This window comes from Microbacterium sp. B35-04, assembly GCF_010634885.1.
Classification (GTDB): Bacteria; Actinomycetota; Actinomycetes; order Actinomycetales; family Microbacteriaceae; genus Microbacterium.
Window position 1 is genome coordinate 20,987 of record NZ_MWLP01000039.1, and the last position, 19,370, is coordinate 40,356.

21 protein-coding genes are annotated in these 19,370 nt (G+C 70.3%); 11 read left to right on the top strand and 10 right to left on the bottom strand.

All coding sequences use genetic code 11. The features are described from left to right. Positions 1–32: 32 nt before the first annotated feature. Positions 33–440, bottom strand: coding sequence for a DUF4307 domain-containing protein (locus tag B1729_RS10735; protein WP_204260111.1), 408 nt, complete (start codon positions 438–440; stop codon positions 33–35). Positions 441–571: 131 nt separating this feature from the next. On the opposite strand from B1729_RS10735, the gene B1729_RS10740 reads away from it, so the two are divergent. Continuing rightward, positions 572–913 (top strand): hypothetical protein, encoded by a 342-nt coding sequence (locus B1729_RS10740; protein WP_163618671.1) that lies wholly within the window; start codon positions 572–574, stop codon positions 911–913. Between the two features lie 54 nt (positions 914–967). Here B1729_RS10740 and B1729_RS10745 read toward each other — a convergent pair whose 3' ends face one another. Next, complete coding sequence (locus B1729_RS10745; protein WP_204260112.1) at positions 968–1,711, bottom strand: hemolysin III family protein; 744 nt, start codon at positions 1,709–1,711, stop codon at positions 968–970. 139 nt (positions 1,712–1,850) lie between these two features. Here B1729_RS10745 and B1729_RS10750 point away from each other — a divergent pair, with 139 nt between their 5' ends. The 4 genes from B1729_RS10750 to B1729_RS10765 all read left to right on the top strand — a co-directional run bounded on the left by B1729_RS10750 (position 1,851) and on the right by B1729_RS10765 (position 6,307). Next, positions 1,851–2,636 carry an isoprenyl transferase gene (locus tag B1729_RS10750; protein ID WP_163618672.1) on the top strand — a complete coding sequence of 262 codons (786 nt, stop codon included), beginning with the start codon at positions 1,851–1,853 and terminating at the stop codon, positions 2,634–2,636. A gap of 39 nt (positions 2,637–2,675) precedes the next feature. Continuing rightward, positions 2,676–3,803: an aminotransferase class V-fold PLP-dependent enzyme gene (locus B1729_RS10755; RefSeq protein ID WP_239526020.1), complete on the top strand. Its 1,128-nt coding sequence runs from the start codon at positions 2,676–2,678 to the stop codon at positions 3,801–3,803. A 252-nt stretch (positions 3,804–4,055) separates the two neighbouring features. Further along, positions 4,056–5,411: a PhoH family protein gene (locus B1729_RS10760; protein ID WP_163618673.1), complete on the top strand. Its 1,356-nt coding sequence runs from the start codon at positions 4,056–4,058 to the stop codon at positions 5,409–5,411. Between the two features lie 167 nt (positions 5,412–5,578). Continuing rightward, on the top strand, positions 5,579–6,307 hold the full coding sequence (locus tag B1729_RS10765; protein ID WP_163618674.1) for a hypothetical protein: 729 nt from the start codon (positions 5,579–5,581) through the stop codon (positions 6,305–6,307). A 110-nt stretch (positions 6,308–6,417) separates the two neighbouring features. Here B1729_RS10765 and B1729_RS10770 read toward each other — a convergent pair whose 3' ends face one another. The 7 genes from B1729_RS10770 to xseA are packed head-to-tail and all read right to left on the bottom strand — an operon-like array spanning position 6,418 to position 12,968. Then, positions 6,418–7,074, bottom strand: coding sequence for a response regulator transcription factor (locus B1729_RS10770; protein ID WP_163618675.1), 657 nt, complete (start codon positions 7,072–7,074; stop codon positions 6,418–6,420). Further along, entirely contained in the window at positions 7,071–8,576 is a 1,506-nt protein-coding gene (locus tag B1729_RS10775; RefSeq protein ID WP_163618676.1) for a HAMP domain-containing sensor histidine kinase, read from the bottom strand. The genes B1729_RS10770 and B1729_RS10775 overlap by 4 nt, the downstream gene beginning before the upstream one ends. A gap of 48 nt (positions 8,577–8,624) precedes the next feature. Beyond that, a complete protein-coding gene (locus B1729_RS10780) occupies positions 8,625–10,019 on the bottom strand; it encodes a class II fumarate hydratase (RefSeq protein WP_163618677.1) in 1,395 nt (464 codons plus the stop codon). A 46-nt stretch (positions 10,020–10,065) separates the two neighbouring features. Beyond that, entirely contained in the window at positions 10,066–10,677 is a 612-nt protein-coding gene (locus tag B1729_RS10785) for a carbonic anhydrase (RefSeq protein ID WP_163618706.1), read from the bottom strand. Positions 10,678–10,712: 35 nt separating this feature from the next. Further along, positions 10,713–11,360, bottom strand: a complete 648-nt coding sequence (locus tag B1729_RS10790) for a DUF4245 family protein (RefSeq protein WP_163618678.1) — start codon at positions 11,358–11,360, stop codon at positions 10,713–10,715. After that, positions 11,357–11,602 carry an exodeoxyribonuclease VII small subunit gene (locus B1729_RS10795; RefSeq protein WP_204260114.1) on the bottom strand — a complete coding sequence of 82 codons (246 nt, stop codon included), beginning with the start codon at positions 11,600–11,602 and terminating at the stop codon, positions 11,357–11,359. The genes B1729_RS10790 and B1729_RS10795 overlap by 4 nt, the downstream gene beginning before the upstream one ends. A gap of 10 nt (positions 11,603–11,612) precedes the next feature. Then, entirely contained in the window at positions 11,613–12,968 is a 1,356-nt protein-coding gene (xseA, locus tag B1729_RS10800; RefSeq protein ID WP_163618680.1) for an exodeoxyribonuclease VII large subunit, read from the bottom strand. A 161-nt stretch (positions 12,969–13,129) separates the two neighbouring features. On the opposite strand from xseA, the gene B1729_RS10805 reads away from it, so the two are divergent. The 5 genes from B1729_RS10805 (at position 13,130) to B1729_RS10825 (ending at position 16,827) form a co-directional block, all read left to right on the top strand. Then, entirely contained in the window at positions 13,130–14,170 is a 1,041-nt protein-coding gene (locus B1729_RS10805) for a 4-hydroxy-3-methylbut-2-enyl diphosphate reductase (protein WP_204260118.1), read from the top strand. Beyond that, positions 14,167–14,811, top strand: a complete 645-nt coding sequence (locus tag B1729_RS10810) for a DUF6264 family protein (protein WP_163618681.1) — start codon at positions 14,167–14,169, stop codon at positions 14,809–14,811. The genes B1729_RS10805 and B1729_RS10810 overlap by 4 nt, the downstream gene beginning before the upstream one ends. A gap of 172 nt (positions 14,812–14,983) precedes the next feature. After that, positions 14,984–15,523, top strand: coding sequence for a sigma-70 family RNA polymerase sigma factor (locus B1729_RS10815; RefSeq protein WP_163618682.1), 540 nt, complete (start codon positions 14,984–14,986; stop codon positions 15,521–15,523). Beyond that, complete coding sequence (locus tag B1729_RS10820) at positions 15,520–16,224, top strand: hypothetical protein (RefSeq protein ID WP_163618683.1); 705 nt, start codon at positions 15,520–15,522, stop codon at positions 16,222–16,224. The genes B1729_RS10815 and B1729_RS10820 overlap by 4 nt, the downstream gene beginning before the upstream one ends. 51 nt (positions 16,225–16,275) lie before the next feature. Further along, complete coding sequence (locus B1729_RS10825) at positions 16,276–16,827, top strand: MOSC domain-containing protein (RefSeq protein WP_163618684.1); 552 nt, start codon at positions 16,276–16,278, stop codon at positions 16,825–16,827. 103 nt (positions 16,828–16,930) lie between these two features. Here B1729_RS10825 and fbaA read toward each other — a convergent pair whose 3' ends face one another. Further along, positions 16,931–17,962, bottom strand: coding sequence for a class II fructose-bisphosphate aldolase (gene fbaA, locus B1729_RS10830; protein ID WP_163618685.1), 1,032 nt, complete (start codon positions 17,960–17,962; stop codon positions 16,931–16,933). A gap of 267 nt (positions 17,963–18,229) precedes the next feature. Between fbaA and glpX the strand changes: the two genes are divergently transcribed. Then, positions 18,230–19,219, top strand: a complete 990-nt coding sequence (gene glpX / locus B1729_RS10835) for a class II fructose-bisphosphatase (RefSeq protein WP_163618686.1) — start codon at positions 18,230–18,232, stop codon at positions 19,217–19,219. Positions 19,220–19,370: the final 151 nt, after the last annotated feature.

Below are 19,370 nucleotides of genomic sequence, written 5' to 3' on the forward strand. Positions count from 1 at the left end.
GCGCGATTCGACTGATGTCCCGACAGACTACGTCACTGCGCGGACGGAGACAAAACCCAGCACGAGTTGACGAATCCCGTCGTCGCGAGTGCGGTCGTGGGGATCACCTCGCGGAACGCCCGGGCGTGCAGGTCGGATGCCGGAAGCTCGACGACCCGCCAGCCGACCACGCCGTGCTCCTCGTCCTGGGCCTCGATCGCGCAGGCCACGGCCGAACCCGGGGGAGAGGTGATCTGGAATCCGAGTGACACCGAATGCTCGTCGGCCACCTCGAACGAGGTGGTGTCGGCGTCGACGGCGTCCAGCGCGTTCTGCACGGTGAACCAGCCGAACAGGGCGACGACGCCCACGGCGACCAGGATCGCGCCGCCGATGGCCCAGCGACGGGCAGGCGAACGACGACGGCCGTAGCGCTCGTCGAGCATGTCCTGCGTGGTCACGCCGCTCCCTGACGTCTCGGGGACCCGGATCGGAAGTGGACCCCGGATCGGAAGATTAGGCTGGACCTCCAGGCTATGCGCTCGCGCGCACCCCCGACGACACCGCCCTCCCCGGGCAGAGCGAGGACCCCATGCAGCACGCGATCGCCGTGATCCTCAGCGCCGCGACGACGTCGACGCCCACGCCGACGCCGTCCGAGGTCGACCCCGACATCGTGACCCCCGGCGTGGTGGGCTTCCTCGTCACCGCGTTCGTCGCGATCGCCGTGATCCTGCTGGTGTGGGACATGATGCGGCGCATCCGCCGCGGTCGCGTGCGCGCGGACATCCAGGAGGAGCTGGATGCCGAGGAGCAGGCGGCACGGGCCACCGAGGCGACCGAGGCGGACGACCAGAGCATCGATGCGGGAAGCGCCGATGAGCAGGGCACGGATGACGACGACCCGCGCCGCGGCGGCGACCCGAGAGCCTGACCCCCGACCGCTGGCGGCACGGGGTGCCGCGGACCGCGGCATCCGTATCCGTCCTCAGCCGGGCAGCCCCAGCGACGGTGACAGCGGGTTGAGCGCGATCAGCAGGCACGCCGTCCAGTGGCACAGGAAAGCCAGCACCGTGCAGACGTGGAAGATCTCGTGGAAGCCGAAGTGCCCGGGCCACGGGTTGGGCCGCTTGAGCGCATAGACGACGGCGCCGCCGGTGTAGAGCAGCCCGCCGACGGCGACGAGGATCATCATCGCGGCATTGGCCCGGAAGAGGTCGACGAGGTACATGACCGCGGCCCAGCCCAGCGCCAGATAGAGGGCGACGTACAGCCAGCGCGGCGCATGGAGCCAGAAGACGCGGAACAGGATGCCGACCAGCGCTCCGCTCCACACCAGCACCAGCAGGAGCGCGCCTTGCTGCGGCGGGAGCGCGAGCGTCGCGATCGGGGTGTACGTGCCGGCGATCAACAGCAGGATGTTCGCGTGGTCGATGCGCTTGAGGATCGTCTTGGTCCGCGGGTTCCAGTCGAACCGGTGGTACAGCGCGGAGTTTCCGAACAGCAGCAGCGACGTCGCCATGAACACGGCGCACGCCCACTTCGCCGGTGCGCCCTCCGCGACCACGATCAGCACGATGCCGGCGGCGATGGCCACCGGGAACGTGGCGGCATGGATCCAGCCGCGCCACGAGGGCTTGATCTCGGGTGTCGCGGCATCGACGGCCGCAGCGTCCATCAACGGCAGCACGGGGACCTCGGGGGCCCGGGAAACACTGCGACGGCGGCTCATCGTCTCAGCGTAGACGGCGGCGCATGCCGGCGGCGGAACATGCGCTGTCGCACGGTCCCCACGCTCCCCGGGCGCGTGGGCCCAGCCGGAGCCCGCGCTCGCGCTACGGTCCCCGGCGCACCCGGGGTAGCGTAGGCGTGTGGCGCGCGGCGAGACGAACGAGGGCAGGGGACCCCTCTACCGCCTCTACATCAACCGCCTGCGCCGGCGGCTCGATCCCGCTGCGGTGCCGCGGCATCTGGCGATGATGATCGACGGCAATCGCCGCTGGGCCAAGCAGCTCGGGTACGACTCCGCCGCGCACGGCCACCGCGCCGGTGCCGCCAAGATGAAGGAGTTCCTGCGCTGGTGCGACGACGTGGGCATCCGCGTCGTGTCGCTGTACCTCCTGTCGAACGACAACCTGCGCAAGCGCGACTCACGCGAGCTGTCGGATCTGATCGAGATCATCGCCGAGCTCGCCGACGAGCTGTCGCACGAGCGGGACTGGCGTGTGAAGCACGTGGGCCGCGCCGACGCGCTGCCCGGCGACCTCGCGCGCGTGCTCGCCGAGGTCGAGGTCCGCACCAAGGGCAACGCCGGGATGCACGTCAACCTCGCCGTCGGCTACGGCGGACGCGGTGAGATCGTCGACGCCGTGCGCAGCATCATCGCGCAGCACGACGAGCAGGGCGGATCGCTCGAGGAGCTCGCGGCGAGCCTCACCCCCGAGCAGATCGGTGAGCACCTCTACACCGGCGGGCAGCCCGACCCCGACCTCGTGATCCGCACCTCGGGCGAGCAGCGCCTGAGCGACTTCCTGCTGTGGCAGTCGGCTCACTCCGAGTTCTATTTCGTCGAGGCGCTGGGTCCGGATCTTCGAGAGGTGGACTTCCTGCGCGCGATCCGCGACTTCACCTCGCGAGAGCGCCGCTTCGGCGGCTGAGACCGCTGTCGCACCGGCGCTCGCCGCTCTGACAGACTGATGCCCGTGACCGATCTGGATTCGTATCTGGCGTCGTTCGATGGGGAACCGGGGTATCTGGACTGGGCGGCGTTCGGCCCGCTCTCCCCTGCCGTCCGCAGCGAGGCGCAGGGAGACACCGAGCTGCTCGGCTCGGGGCGCCGCACGAGCATCGAGCTGGTGGCCGCCCACGTGCGCGAGGCCCGCGAGCTGGTCGCCGAGCTGATCGGCACGGATGCCGAGCAGGTGGCGCTGCAGCCGTCCACCACGTACGGACTGATGCACGCCGTCTACGGACTCGCGGGCGGCCTCATGCTCGGCCGTGGCGAGTTTCCCAGCCTCACCGTGGCGGCGACCCGCGCCTCGGAGGCGTTCGGATCGCTCCAGCTGCAGTGGGTGGAGCCGGCCGACGGATTCATGACGCCGGACGCGGTGCGATCGGCTCTCTCGGACGACACCCGGGCCGTGGCGGTGAGCCTCGTCGACTTCCGCACGGGCTACCGCACCGATCTGTCGGCACTGCGCGAGGTCATCGGCGATCGCCTGCTCATCGTCGACGCCATCCAGGGCTTCGGCATGGTCGAGGCGGACTATCTGGCGGCCGACGTCGTCTGCGGCCACGGGTACAAATGGCTCCGCGCCGGACGCGGGACCGGCTTCTCGTGGTTCGGCGAGCGCGCGCTCGAGCGCATCGCGCCCGTGCTCTCGGGATTCCGCGGTGTCGACGGCGACCTGCCGGTCGACGCCGTGCCGGCGCCGTCCCCGTCGGCCCAGGCATTCTCGGTCTCCGGGCCCGACACGCTCGCGGCCGCGCGCCTGGCGACGGCCTTGCGCGAGGTCGCCGATGTCGGCGTCGCGCAGATCGAGTCCGTGCTCTCGGCGCGCGCGACCGACGTCATGTTCTTCGCCGACCGCTACGAGGTGCCGGTGGTGACGCCTCGCGAGCCCGAGCGCCGTGCGGGGATCGTCACGCTCGAGCCCGCCCCGCAGGACGCCGCGCCCCTCGCCGCGTCGCTCGCGAACCACGGCCTCACCGTGTCCACACGGGCGGGGCGCATCCGCGTCGCGCCGCATGTCGGCACGGGCGCCGACACCCTGCGGCTGTTCGGAGACGCGCTCGCGGCGTTCTCTTCCGCACGGGTCTGGTGACTCTCGCCGGCTGACGTCGCCTCGCCGCGCGCGGGCCGTCGGCGAGGCGATGAGTCTCAGCATCCGTTCATCGAATCGACACATGTTTCCTGCGTGTCGGGCGCGCCCAATGTCGGCGCGCGGACGTAGCGTGAGCGCATCGGGCAAAGAGCCCGGTCGAGTCGGCCTCACGGATCGCGACTTCACGATCTTCGACTCGCTACCCTGGTCGACTCGTGACTGCCGGGTGAACACCCGGGGCGGGAGTGGGTTGTGACCACACGAGCACCACACGAGCAGCGCAGTCAGCATCTCGAGGAGGTCGCGGACTCCGATCAGGATCTGCGCACCTATGTCCTCGACACATCGGTGCTGCTCAGCGATCCACGGGCGTTCTTCCGTTTCGCCGAGCACAGCGTCGTGATCCCCGTCGTGGTGATCACGGAACTCGAAGGCAAGCGGCACGATCCCGAGATCGGCTACTTCGCCCGGCAGGCCCTGCGCCACCTCGACGAGCTTCGCGTCGAGCACGGCCGGCTCGACTTCCCGGTGCCGGTCGGCGAGGGCGGGACGCTGCGCGTCGAGCTCAACAACACCGACCCCACGGTGCTGCCGTCGGGCATGCGACTCGGCGACAACGACAGCCGCATCCTCGCCATCGCGATGAACATCGCCAAGGACGGGCAGGAGGTCATCGTCGTCTCGAAGGACCTGCCCATGCGTGTCAAGGCAGCGTCCCTCGGCATCAGCGCGGAGGAGTACCTCGCGGAGCAGGCCGTCGATTCCGGCTGGACCGGCATCTCCGAGATCGACGTGTCGGGCGACGACATCAGCGATCTCTACGAGAGTGAGGTCGCCGTCAGCGAGGACGTCCGTGGGCTGCCCGTGAACACGGGGCTGATCGTCCACTCCGAGCGGGGATCGGCTCTCGGGCGCGTGATCGGCGACGGCGAGTTCCGTCTCGTCCGCGGCGACCGGGACGTGTTCGGGCTGCACGGACGCTCTGCCGAACAGCGCATCGCCATCGACCTGCTCCTCGACCCGGAGGTGGGCATCATCTCGCTGGGCGGACGCGCCGGCACCGGCAAGTCCGCGCTGGCGCTGTGCGCGGCGCTGGAGGCGGTGCTGGAACGGCAGCAGCAGCGCAAGATCATCGTGTTCCGGCCGCTGTTCGCGGTCGGCGGGCAGGAGCTCGGATACCTGCCCGGGGACCAGCAGGAGAAGATGAACCCCTGGGGACAGGCCGTGTTCGACACGCTCGGCTCGGTCGTGTCGAGCAACGTGCTCGACGAGGTGATCGAACGGGGCCTTCTGGAAGTGCTCCCGCTGACGCACATCCGCGGCCGCTCGCTGCACGACGCGTTCGTGATCGTGGACGAGGCGCAGTCGCTCGAGCGCAACGTGCTGCTGACGGTGCTGAGCCGGATCGGCCAGGGCTCGCGCGTCGTGCTCACCCATGATGTCGGCCAGCGCGACAACCTGCGCGTCGGCCGCCACGACGGTGTCGCGTCGGTGATCGAGACCTTGAAGGGGCACTCGCTGTTCGGGCACGTCACGCTCGTGCGTTCGGAGCGCTCCGCCATCGCCGCACTCGTGACCGACCTCCTCGAAGCCGGAGAACTCGCCTGAGAGACCGGCGGATGCGCTGACGGCGCGGTGGGTCGGGATGCCGCATCCCCGCCCGCCGCGCCGGCTCAGCATGAGAAGAGTCTCATCGCCCGTGGCCTTCGCGACGGGATCGGTCTGCCACCATGGATGGAGGAAATCGTTCCGCGCACAGGGGAGGCAGACGAGACGTGGAAGCACGCACGGGGCTCGTGATCGGCGGCGCGACCGCCGTCGCAGCGAGCATCGCCGTCGTCACCGCGGTCGCCCTGGCGAACACCATGGCTTTGACGGACTCGCCTGGCACGAGCCTCGCGTCCGAGAGCGTGGTCGTGCCCTCCACAACATCCCCGTCCGCGTCTCCTCTGGCGACGCCCACAGCCACACTCGAAGTGGTCCCTCCGGCGGACGCAGAAGTCGTCGAAGCCCCCGCTCCGCTCGTAGTGGATCCGCCGTTCGCATCCGACGCGCCGAGGACGCGGGCGCCGGCGACGCCGCCCGTCCCCGCGACCGCGCCGGAGGTGTCCGGGCCCGTCACGGCAGCCGACATCAAGTCCGTGATCGCGGCAGCGCAGGCGTCGGGCTCGTGGGACGAGCTCCGCGCCTGGACCCAGGCACATGGCTGGACCACCGGGCGGATCGATGCACTGGTGTCACGACTCGAGCGGGAGCGGGCCGAGAAGTCGTCCGATCTGTCGCAGAACGCTGAACCCGCAGAGGCTCCCGCCCCTAGCGAGCCCGAGACCCAGCGTCGTCAGGTCCAGGCCGAAGCGGAGTACGACAGCCAGACCGCTCCCGACCCGGTATCGGTCGGCAAAGAACGTCCCGCGCATGCGGGCTCGAACGTCGGGAACGGCAACGGCGCCGATCACGACGCGAAGAAAGACCAGTCGCGCAATTCCCCAGACAAGCGCGACTGACAACGGTCGGATTCCCCAGTCCGGCCTTTCACAGCCCCCGGTGTCCCCCAGCACCGGGGGCTTCTTCGCGCCGGTCGCCGGGTCGGGCGAGCGCCGTCGCGGGGCCTTCCTCACTCCCAGCGGTAGCCGGCGCCGCGGACCGTGACGATGTGGTCCGAGCCGAGCTTGCCGCGCAGGTAGCGCACGTACACGTCGACCACGTTGGACCCGGGATCGAAGTCCAGCCCCCAGACGCGGCTCAGCAGCTGCTCTCGGCTCAGGACCCGCCCGGGGTTGCGCAGGAACTGCTCGGCCAGCGAGAACTCACGGGCCGACAGATCGATCTCCCGCCCGGTGACGGTGGCCCGGCGCGCCAGGATGTCGAGCACGACGTCGCCGTGAGAGATCGACACTCCGGGCTGCGGCACGCTCTCACGCAGCCGCGAGCGTACGCGTGCCAGAAGCTCTTCGAACGTGAAGGGCTTCGGCACGTAGTCGTTGGCCCCGGCATCCAATCCGGTGACGGTGTCGCGGGTGCTGGAACGCGCCGTGAGCATGATGACGGGGATCGCGGAACCGCGGGCGCGCAGCTCGCGCAGCAGCTCGAATCCGTCCATCGTCGGCAGGCCCACATCCAGCAGCACCAGGTCGGCGTCGCCGCGCAGTGCCGCCTCGAGTCCTTCTGGACCGTCCTCGACCACCAGGGTCTCGTACCCCGCGGCTTCGAGCCCCCGGCTGACGAAGGCGGCGATTCGCGGCTCGTCCTCGACGATCAGGATCCTGGTCATCCGGCGGCCTCCCGTTGCAATACGACGTCTCCGGCGCGCACCGGCACCGGCAGCTCGGCCTCCGTCGGAGGCAGATGGATGGTGAAAGTGGCCCCGCCGCCGGGGGTGTCGGTGACCGTGCAATGACCGCCGTGGCCCTTGGCGATCGCTTCGACGATGGCGAGGCCCAGTCCCGAGCCTCCCACAGAGCGCTTGACGTGAGCACGGTCGAAGCGGCGGAAGATCCGGGTGCGCTCCTCGGGCGGGATGCCCGGCCCATGATCGCGCACCCACAGGCGGGCGCCCTCGAAGTCGTGCGCGCTGCCGATCTCGATCGGGCTGCCGGCGGGCGTGTACTTGGCGGCGTTGTCGGCGAGCTGGAGCCAGGCCTGCAGCAGTCGGTCCTGGTCACCGCTGGTGTCACCGTCGGCCATCGCCTCGATCGTCCAGGTGTGACCCGGGATCACAGCGACGAGCTCGCCGACACGCGCGGTCAGAGACGCGAGGTCGACCGCTGCGACGGTGCTGGAATCCGCTTCGGCGGTCGCGAGCAGATCGATGTCCTCGACGAGCCGGGTAAGCCGGTCGAGCTCGGCGATGCCGATGTCGCGCGCAGAGGCCACATCGGCGGCGTCCTGCGGGTTCATCAGTTCGAGGTGGCCACGCACGATGGTGATGGGGGTCTTCAGCTCGTGGCGCACGTCGTCGAGCAGCTGTCGCTGACCGTCGACGGAGTCCTCCAGCCGGTCGAGCATCGAGTTCACCGTGCGCGAGAGGTCTGAGATGTCGTCGTTGCCGTGCGGCTCCAAGCGCCGCGAGAGGTCGCTGATGGAGATCGCGTCGGCCGTCTCACGGAGATGGCGGATCGGCGACAGCAGCCGCCCCGTGACGAACCAGCCGACGATGCCGATCGCGAACAGAACCGCCACCGCGGCGATCACGTACGTCGTCATCGCGAACGTCACCGGCTGCAGCTCTGCGCCGAGGTCGACGGCGCGCACATAGAGTCCCTGCCCTGGGTCGCCCTCCATGCTCACCGGGATCGCGATGTAGCGCAGCGAACCCTGGTCGGTCACGGCGGTTCCTCTCTTGGTGCCGCCGTCCGCGGTCTCGTCGACGACGCGGTCGATGAGCTGCTGGTTCTTCGAGATGTCGAAGCCGGACAGCGTGGCCGGAACCCAGCGCGGCACGCCGTCGACCAGCGCCAGCGAGGCCTCGTTGCGGGCAGGGACCAGTCGCGCGACGACCGCATTGAGGTACCCGTCGATGGAACTGAAGTCGTCCTTGTCGAGTTTCTCCTCGGTCGCTGCAGGAGCGCCCTGGGCGCCCTCGGCGGCATCAGCGGAGACCGCCTGCAGCGAGTCGACCTGGGCTTCGAGCCGTTCATTGATGCCCGACAGTGCCTGCTCGCGCTGCACCAGGAACGTCACGCTGCCCACGATCGCCAGACCGACGCACGCGACGGCGAGGATCGCGGCAAGGATCCTGACGCGTGCGGGGACCGGGCGGGGCGTTCGGGCCATGTCCTGATTATCCCGCCGACGCAGGGGCAGCGGCATGGGGCGGGCGAATCAGCCCGCGTGCGTCATCGAGAGCAGGTCGAGTTTGTCGTCCAGCTGCTGGAGGGTGAGCTCGCCGCGCTCCACGTAGCCGAGGTCGATCACGGCTTCGCGCACCGTGATGCCCTTCGCCACCGAATGCTTGGCGATCTTGGCCGCCGCCTCGTAGCCGATGAGCTTGTTGAGGGGCGTGACGATCGACGGCGACATCCCCGCGTAGGCCGCCGCACGCTCGACGTTCGCCTCGAGACCGTCGATGGTCTTGTCGGCGAGCACGCGCGAGGTGTTGGCGAGGAGCTCGATGGACTCGAGTACCGCGCTGCCCATGATGGGGATCGCGACGTTGAGCTCGAAGGCACCGGATGCTCCCGCCCACGCGACGGTCGCGTCGTTGCCGATGACCCGGGCGCACACCATCAGCGTCGCTTCGGGGATCACGGGGTTGACCTTGCCGGGCATGATCGACGAACCCGGCTGCAGGTCGGGGATGTGCAGCTCGCCGAGGCCGGTGTTCGGGCCCGAGCCCATCCAGCGGAGATCGTTGTTGATCTTCGTGAGCGAGACGGCGACGGTGCGCAGGGCGCCGGATGCCTCGACCAGGGCGTCGCGGTTGGCCTGGGCCTCGAAGTGGTCCTTGGCTTCGGTGATCGGCAGTTCGGTGTCGGTCACGATCAGTTCGATCACCCGCTGCGGGAAGCCGAGCGGCGTGTTGATGCCGGTTCCCACCGCCGTGCCGCCGAGCGGCACCTCCGCGACGCGGGGGAGGACCGACTGCACGCGCTCGATGCCGAGGCGGATCTGACGGGCGTAGCCGCCGAACTCCTGGCCGAGGGTGACGGGCGTCGCATCCATGAGGTGGGTGCGGCCCGACTTGACGACGGTCTTCCACAGGTCGGCCTTCGCCTCGAGGGCGACCGCGAGGTGGTCGAGCGCGGGGATCAGATCATCGATGATCTCCTGCGTCACCGCGATGTGCACCGACGTGGGGAAGACGTCGTTGGACGACTGCGACGCGTTGACGTGGTCGTTCGGGTGCACGGTGGAGCCGAGCGCCTGCGTCGCGAGAGTCGCCAGCACCTCGTTCATGTTCATGTTCGACGATGTGCCGCTGCCGGTCTGGTAGACGTCGATGGGGAACTGGTCGGCGAACTCGCCCGAGATGATGCGGTCGGCCGCGCCGGCGATGGCATCGGCGATCGCGCCGTCGAGCGTGCCGAGCTCCTTGTTCGCGAGCGCCGCGGCCTTCTTGATGCGTGCGAGCGCCACGATCTGGGCGGGCTCGAGCCGGTCGCCCGAGATCGGGAAGTTCTCGACGGCGCGCTGCGTCTGGGCGGCGTAGAGCGCGTCCTTGGGCACACGCACCTCGCCCATGGTGTCGTGCTCGATGCGGTACTCGATGTCGGTCACGTCGTTGTTCCTCACGTGTCGGTACGGGGTTGGGGGGAAGTCGGGATCAGGCCAGGTCGGGGACGCCGACCATCACGTCGGGGACCGCGGTGCCCTCGGCGAGGCGGTAGTTGGCGCCGACGATCGCGAGGCGGCCCTCGGCGACGGCGGTGCTGATGAGCTCGGACGCGTTCAGCAGCTCGCCCACCGTGTCGCGGAGGTGCTCGCGGCCGACTTCGTCGGCGTCGATCGCAGCCGGATACACGCCGTCCACGGCGGACCCGCGCTGGACGCGGCGCACCGCGGGCACGATCGGGGAGATCAGACGCCAGATGTGCGGCGGCAGCGGGTCGGCCTCCGGGTCGGTGATGTCGATCGCCGCACGCACCGCACCGCACGCGTCGTGGCCGAGCACCACGATGAGCGGCACTCCCAGCACCGCCACGGCGTACTCGAGACTGCCGACGACCGAGTCCGAGATGACCTGACCGGCGTTGCGCACGACGAACAGGTCGCCGAGGCCCTTGTCGAAGATGATCTCGGCCGCCAGTCGCGAGTCGGAACAGCCGAACAGGGCCGCGCGGGGGCGCTGCCCCTCGGCGAGCTCATGACGGGTGTCGACGTCCTGGCGGGGGTGTCGCGGGCTGCCGGCGACGAAGCGGGCGTTTCCACGCTGCATCTCCTGCCAGGCCTTGGCAGGTGCGGACTGGTCGGTCACTCGGCCTCCTCGCGCAGCGCGGTGATCTGATCGGTGACGGAGCGTGCCGTCTCTTCCAGCGCCATCTCGCCGGCGGCGCCGTAGATCAGCACAGTATCGGTGCCGGCGTCGGTGGCCAGCGCGACCGTGATGTTGCCGGTGCGATCGGGATCGAGGTCGTAGCGATCCCACGTGACGCCGTCGATGGTCACGGTGTCCTGAGGGGCGGAGCCCGAGAGCACACGCGCGGCCCACGCCTCGTCGGCGTCGAAGCCCTGTGCCACGCGCAGGAAGCCCCGCTCGTCTTCCGCGGCCGGGGCGTAGACGACGGTGAAGGCGCGCACCGAGCCGTTGCCTTCGATGCCGGCGTTGTTCACCACCCACCCGTCCGACATCTCGGGCGTGATGACGGTGCGCTCCTCGGAGGCCGCGATGCTCTCGGCGACGGCGGCGACGTCGATCGGCTCGCGCGCGGGAGGGGTGCCGCGCGGGACCGCGAAGATGACGACCACGACGACAGCGAGGGTGGCCAGCAGCGCCGCGACGAGGTTGCGCACATTCTGGCTCGAGCGGTAGACCCGCGACGACTCCGCCTTGCGGTCGGCGGTCTCTTCGGGTGTCTCGGGCCGGCCGAGCTCGGCGACGATGCGGGGTCCGCGTGTCATCGGGCTGCCTCGCCGTCGCCACGTTCGACCGTCGCCCGCGCGGCCTCGAGCCGGCGCTTGGCGCCCAGCAGCCACTCCTCGCAGCGTGCGGCGAGGGCTTCTCCGCGCTCCCACAGGGCCAGGGAGTGCTCGAGGGTCGGCGCACCCTGCTCGAGCTCGGCGACGACCCGTACGAGCTCATCACGCGCCTGCTCGAACGAGAGGGTCGCGACGTCCTCGAGGGCGCCGCTCGTCTCAGTCATGGCCTCCATCTTAGTTCGCGGCCGAGGGGGCCCCGCGCCCTGCCGGGTCGGGCCGCGCGCCATCTTCCACCGCAGACTCGGCGGCCGCGGACGGCTGCTCGGCGAGCTCGCCGTCGGAGTGCGCGGCGAACGATCCGCGGCCCACGGTGACGACGACCGGAGTGGATGCCGGAGCCTGCGCCGCGTCGCGCACGATGACGCCGTCGGTCAGGTGCGCGATGGCGTAGCCCCGGGCGAGGGTCGACGCCGGCGAGAGGGCGCGCAGTGTCGCGCGCAGCTCGGCGGTGCGGCGCTCGTGCAGCTGGAGCGAGCGGTCCACCCGGTCCCGCCCCCGCGCCGCGAGCAGCTCCACCTCGTGCGCTCGACTGGTGAGCAGCGTCTCGGGTGCGCGCAGCACCGGTCGCGACCTGAGCTGCTCGAGCTGCGCGATGTCGTGCGAGATCCGCTGGGTCAGGCGCATGTTCATCCGGGCGCGCAGCTGGCCGACGATCGCGCGCTGCTCCGCGACATCCGGCACGACGCGTTTGGCGGCATCCGTCGGCGTCGAGGCCCGGAGGTCGGCGACGTCGTCGAGCAGCGGATGGTCGTTCTCGTGGCCGATGGCGCTGACGACGGGGGTGGATGCCGCGGCCACCGCCCGCAGCAGGCGCTCGTCGCTGAAGCCGAGCAGGGTCTGCGGGTCGCCGCCGCCGCGGGCGATGATGATGACGTCGACGTCGGGTGCGGCATCCAGCGCCTTCAGCGCCGCGATCGTCTCGGGCACACAGCGGTCGCCCTGGACGGCGGCGTACTTGGTCTGGAACCGCACCTGGGGCCAGCGCAGCTCGGCGTTGCGGTGCACGTCCTTCTCGGCATCCGAGTTCTCGCCGGTGATGAGGCCGATCAGGCGCGGAAGGAACGGCAGGGCCATCTTGCGCGACGGGTCGAACAGCCCCTCGGACCGCAGCTGCACGCGCAGCCGCTCGAGGCGCTCGAGCTGGTCGCCGAGCCCGACATGGCGCATGGCCGAGACGCCGAAGCCGAAGTCGCCGTTCTTGACGAAGTAGTCCGCCTTCACGCAGGCGATCACGTGGTCGCCGACCTTGAGGTCGCCGGGCAGCCGGTCGCGGGTGGACGACCATATGCGGAACGAGATCGTGGCGTCGCCGGCGAGGTCCTTGAGGCGCCCGAAGACGTTGCCGCCGCGCAGGTTGAACGCCGTGATCTCGCCCTCGACCCACACCGACCCCCACGTCTGCACGAAGCCGCGGATCGTGTCGTTGAGGCGGGCGACAGAGGTCGGGGCCTGCGCGGTGGAGTCCCGCGGTCGCACGGAGTCTGCGGGCGGGGGTTCGCCGGGGACGGCGACGGGCTGGAAGGTCGTCATGCGGTCCTTTCGTGCCCCGGAGGGCGGGCGGCTGTCGCCCGGGGCACCGCTTGGCGCCGCGGGTGGTCTCGCGGAGGCCCCGCTCAGGAGCCCGCCCGTAGAATCGTGGGGTGAGCATCAGCACCGCGGGGCAGACCCGAGCGAGTCAGGCCCCTGTGAGCATGCCCATCCCGCGCATCCCGCGGCGGCGCGAACCGCTCCAGGATATCGCCGGCACCGGACAGAAGCGGGTGCTCCTGGCATCCCCGCGTGGATACTGCGCGGGCGTGGACCGTGCCGTGATCGCCGTCGAGAAGGCCCTCGAGCGCTTCGGTGCGCCGGTGTACGTGCGCAAGCAGATCGTGCACAACATCCACGTCGTCACCGAGCTCGAGGCCGCCGGTGCGATCTTCGTAGAGGAGGTCGACGAGGTCCCCGAGGGCGCCCACGTCGTCTTCAGCGCGCACGGCGTGTCGCCGGCGGTCGTGAATGCGGCATCCGATCGGGGCCTGCGCGCCATCGACGCGACGTGCCCGCTCGTCACCAAGGTGCACCGCGAAGCCGTGCGCTTCGCGCGTGACGACTTCGAGATCCTCCTCATCGGCCATGTCGGCCACGAAGAGGTCGAGGGCACGGCGGGCGAGGCGCCCGACCACGTGACCATCGTGAACTCTCCCGACGAGGCGGACACCATCGAGGTGCGCGACCCGTCGAAGGTCGTGTGGCTGTCGCAGACGACGCTGTCGGTCGACGAGACCATGGAGACCGTGCGGCGTCTGCGTGCGCGGTTCCCCGAGCTGCAGGACCCGCCGTCGGACGACATCTGCTACGCCACGCAGAACCGCCAGGTCGCGATCAAGAAGGTCGCGAAGGATGCCGACCTCGTGATCGTCGTGGGCTCAGCGAACTCGTCGAACAGCGTGCGGCTCGTCGAGGTCGCACTCGAGTACGGCGCCAAGGCCGCCTACCGCGTGGACTACGCCGACGAGGTGGAGCAGGCCTGGCTCGAGGGGGTCGAGACGGTCGGGGTCACCAGTGGCGCGTCGGTGCCCGAGGTGCTCGTGCAGCAGGTGCTCGACGACCTCGCCTCCGCCGGATACCGCGACGTCGAAGAGGTGCGCACCGCCGAGGAGGATCTGCAGTTCTCCCTCCCCAAGGAGCTGCGGACGGATGCCGCGGGCCGGCGTGACGACCGTGCCCTCGGTGGCCGGAGCCGCGCATGAGCGACGCGTCGGCGACCGCGCAGCCCGATCCGCCGCCCGGATCGGCGGCGCCGCCCGCGGACGCACCGCGGCCCCGCCCGCACAGTGACGAATCAGCGCGACCCCGGCCGCAATACGGCGAGTACGCCACGCCCGAAGAACAGCGCGCTCGCATCCAGGCGCCCGCGCCCTGGCAGCAGGAATCGGCGACGTCGATCGTGACCGAGGAGGCCCCGGCCCTCGGCATCCCGTCGCCGTCTCAGCCCGCTGAGCCCGCCCAGCGACGTCCGCGCCCCGTGGATCGGATCGTGACGTTCGCGCTGCTCGCGTACGGCTTGGTGAACGTCGTATCGGCAGTACCGGCGTTCCTCGACTACGGCGCATACGCCGAGACGATGCTCGCGCTGCTGGGCGTCGACGTGCAGCTCAGCGACCCGGCCGACGGAAGGGCGTGGGGGATCGCGGCCGTCCTCGTGCTGACGATCGGATGGTGCGCGACGGCCGCGGTCTCGTTCTGGAGCGTGCGCCGCGGGCGGCTGACCTGGTGGATCCCGCTGGTGGCCGGCATCCTGTTCACGTTCGCGGCCGGCGCGCTGATGGCTGTGCCGCTTCTGAGCGACCCGACGGTGTGGCAGGCGCTCATCGACAGCGCCGGCGGCTGAGTTCGCGCAGCGCCGGTCGAGTGGACGCGGCGCCTGTCGGATCAGGGCGGCACGCGTCGTCGGGGCTGCCGCGATCGGGTGCCCGAGGTCCATACTCGGATGACGGCACGGGCGTTGCGGCTCACCTGAACCTGCGGATGCCACGTCTCGTGTCTCCTGCGGGAGGTGATGGATGCCGCACGACAGCGTGGAGGGTCATGACAGCGCCGCCGATCGTGACGCCGGACGGCTGGCCGCTCTCTACGATGCCCACGCCGCCCCGGTCTGGCGCTATGTCGTGCATCTCACCGGCGATCGTTCCGGTGCCGACGACATCGTGCAGGAAACTCTGCTGCGGGCGTGGCGAACGCCCCGGATCCTCGAACAGGATCCCTCCACCACGCGCTCGTGGATGTTCACGGTGGCCCGACACCTCGTCATCGACGAGGCCCGCAGTGCGCGCCGCCGCCGTGAGATCGGCGTGGCCGAGGTGCCCGAGCGCATCGCGCCGGATGGGACCGACGCGCTCTTCGAGGCGATCATCGTCGAGGAGGCGCTGGCCGCATTGACGACGGAGCATCGCGCCGTCGTCGTGCGCGCCTACTACCGCGGGCAGTCGATCGCCGAGATGGCTGACGAGCTCGACATCCCCGCGGGCACCGTCAAGTCCCGCCTCCACTACGGATTGCGCTCGCTCCGCCTCACCCTGCAGGAGAAGGGGCTGACGCGATGAGCACCGACCACGTCCGCTTCGCGGACTGGGATGCCGCGTACGTCGTGCGCGCGCTCGGCTCAGACGACCGCAGGCTTTACGAGGCGCACCTCGACGAATGCCGCCTCTGCCGTGACGCGATCGCCGACCTCGCTCCGGCCATCGGCCTGCTGGCGCGCGTGGGGGTCGACCGCGCCGAATCGCTCCTCGACGCGCCCGGTGAGGCCAGCGGTCTCGACCCCGGGACGCGGACGCGGGTCGTCGCACGCGGCAGGCGCGACGCACGCCGTCGGCGGGTGATCGCCTGGGGCGCCGGCATCGCGGCGGCTGCGGTGCTGGCAGTGGTCGTAGGCTTCGCGGTCACGACCTCGGTCGATCCGGTGGCGGTGCCCGAAGATGTCGTCGCGCTCCAGCCGGTCACCGACGTGCCGTTGAGCGCCACGGTGGAGCTGACCGACGTCGCGTGGGGCACGCGGATCGCGATGGTCTGCGACTACCCGCCCACCGACGATCCCTATGCCGCCGATGAGGAGTGGCCGTACGTGCTCGTCGTCACGTCGACCGACGGTGCCACCAGCGAACTGTCCAGCTGGCGCGCCGGGCCGGGATCGACCGCGCATCTGGATGCCGGGACCGCCCTGGACCGCTCCGACATCGCCTCGATCGAGGTGCGCGCCGTCTCGGATGGCCGGGTCCTGCTGCGTGGCGAGCCCGGAGAGTGAAGCCGTCGTCGTCTCGCGTCCGGCGGACGGCGCGGTGGCTAGGATGAGCGGATGCCTCGCCTCGTCGCCGTCTGCGCCGTCCGGCGACTGCATCCCGACGCCGGCCCGGTCGGCGTGACCGCCATCGACAAGGCGCCCGTGGACGGGCCGGTGCGCGTCGGGCCGTACGGCGTGTACGCCGATGTGCAGGCCGACCGCAAGCACCACGGCGGCTTGGACAAGGCGCTGTACGCGTACGCGGCGGAGGATGCCGCGTACTGGGAGTCCGAGCTCGGGCGGGAACTCCCGCCCGGATGGTTCGGCGAGAACCTCCGCGTCGAAGGACTCGATGTCAACGCGGCGCTCATCGGCGAGCGGTGGCGGATCGGCGACCGCGTGGAGCTCGAGGTGACCATGCCGCGCACGCCCTGTCAGACGTTCGCCCGCTGGGTGGGCGGCGACGCGGCGCGTGGCTGGGTGAAGCGCTTCTCGAGCGAACGCCGCCTCGGGCCCTACCTGCGCGTGGTGCAGGGCGGGCGCGTGCAGGCCGGCGATGAGATCGTGGTGCTCCATCGCCCCGAGGGTGCTCCCGGGCTCCTCGACATCTACCGCGACCCCGAATAGACGCTGCCTCCCAGAGATATGGATGCCCCGGCGCCCGGCCCCTCGCAGGGCCGGTGCCGGGGCATCCGATGTTCACCGGGCATCGCTGCCCGCGCGGCCGGTGTTACGCGGCGAGGCTCTTGCCCGCCGAGCCGAGCTGCTGCGTCGCCTCGACGACGCGGGCCGCCATCGCCGACTCGGCGATCTTGCCCCACGCGCGCGGGTCGTAGGCCTTCTTGTTGCCCACCTCGCCGTCGACCTTCAGCACGCCGTCGTAGTTCTGGAACATGAAGCCGGCGACGGAGCGGGTGAAGGCGTACTGGGTGTCGGTGTCGATGTTCATCTTCACGACGCCGTTGGCCACGGCGAGCGCGATCTCCTCGTCGGTCGAGCCGCTGCCGCCGTGGAAGACGAGGTCGAGGGGCTTGGGACCGGTGCCGAACTTCGCGGCGATGCCCTCCTGGATCTCGCCGAGCAGCTCGGGGCGCAGCTTCACGTTGCCGGGCTTGTAGACGCCGTGCACGTTGCCGAAGGTGAGCGCCGCGATCCAGCGGCCCTGGTCGCCGAGGCCGAGTGCTTCGACGACCTGCGAGACGTCGGCGGTCGTCGTGTAGAGCGCCTCGTTCGAGCCCTCGTGCTGGACGCCGTCCTCTTCGCCGCCGACGACGCCGATCTCGACCTCGAGGATGGCGTTGATCGCCTTGAGGCGGGGGAGGAGCTCCTTCGCGATCTCGATGTTCTCGGCGAGCGGCACGGCCGAGCCGTCCCACATGTGCGACTGGAAGATGGGGTTGCCACCGTCGGCGACGACCTGCTCCGAGGCCTTGATGAGCGGCAGCACGAAGTCCTCGAGCGCCGGCTTGGGGCAGTGGTCGGTGTGGAGGGCGACCGTGATCGGGTAGCTCTTGGCGACCTCGTGGACATAGGCGGCGAAGGCGAGCGCGCCGGTCGCGCGGGCCTTGACGGTGTGGCCGGCGAAGTAGTCGGCGCCGCCGGTGGTGACCTGGATGATCCCGTCGGATCCCGCCTCGGTGAGGCCCTGCAGGACGGCGTTGACAGACTGCGAGCTGGCGGCGTTGATGGCGGGATACGCGAAGCCACCGGCCTTCGCGCGGTCCAGCATGTCGGCGTACTGTTCCGGGGTGGCGACGGGCATGGGTGCTCCTAGATCTTCACGGTGCTGAAGGGTGTCGGCCGAAGGTTGTCGGCGGAAGGGCGTCGGCGGAAGGCGTCGGCCCCAGGCTGTCGATCCCGCGGGCGTACTGCAAACTCTACCGAAGCGCCGGATGGTGCACGGATGCCGGTGCGCTCCGCCGCCGCGGGAAACCCACGTCCCTGCGACGTCGGAAAGAAACGCAATTCCTTCACTTGCGAAAGCGTGAAATTACGAGGAATCGGGCAACAAGCTGGCTAGGCTGACCGCATGGTGAGCCTGACCGCGGACATGAGTCCCCTCCATCCCGACCGCAATCTCGCACTCGAGCTGGTGAGGGCCACGGAGGCCGCCGCGATCCGAGCCGTGCCGTTCATCGGCCGCGGCGCCAAGGAGGCAGCAGACGGAGCCGCCGTGGATGCGATGCGCGCCTTCTTCACCACCGTCAACTTCGACGGCACGATCGTCATCGGCGAGGGCGAGAAGGACGAAGCCCCGATGCTGTTCAACGGCGAGCGGGTCGGCAGCGGCCGCGGGCCCCAGGCCGACGTGGCGGTCGACCCGATCGACGGCACCTCGCTGACGGCGGCCGGGCGCAACAATGCGCTGTCGGTGATCGCCGTCTCGGACCACGGCACGATGCTCGACGCCTCCAGCGTCTTCTACATGGACAAGCTCGTCACCGGCCCGGCCGGGGTGGGCGTCGTCGACATCCGCCTGCCGATCGGCGAGAACATCCGTCTGCTCGCCAAGGCGCTCGGAAAGCCCGTCGAAGAGCTGGTCGTGTCGGTGCTGCACCGCCCGCGGCATGAGCGCCTCATCGAGGAGATCCGCGAGGCGGGGGCGGGCACGCGCCTGATGAGCGACGGCGATGTCGCGGGCGGGATCAACGCCGCCCGTCACAACGCCCGCACGGACATGTGCGTCGGCGTCGGCGGCAGCCCGGAGGGCATCGTGACCGCGTGCGCGATCAAGGCGCTCGGAGGTCATATCCAGGGCAGGCTCTGGCCGCGCGACGACGACGAGAAGCAGCGGGGCGTCGACGCCGGACTGCGGCTCGACGGATACGTGTACGAGGCCGACGAACTCGTCAAGGGCAGCAACACCATCTTCGTGGCGACCGGAGTGACCGACGGGGCGCTCGTCGCCGGCGTGCGCCGCGAGGGCGGCTACGTCTACACCGAGAGTGTCGTGCTGCGTGGAGCATCGGGGACGCTGCGGCGCATCTCGTCGGAGCACCTCGTCTCGAAGTGGCTGTGACCGTATCGCCGCCGGCTGGCGTGTCCGGTGTGGCCTCTGTGGCGAATGTGCCCTTGTGACTGATTCGTGACGGCCGTTCGCGGGCGACTCTGGCAGAATCATGTGTGGTGTCGATGGACACATGATGGTGTTTCCGACGCGAGGAGTTGAC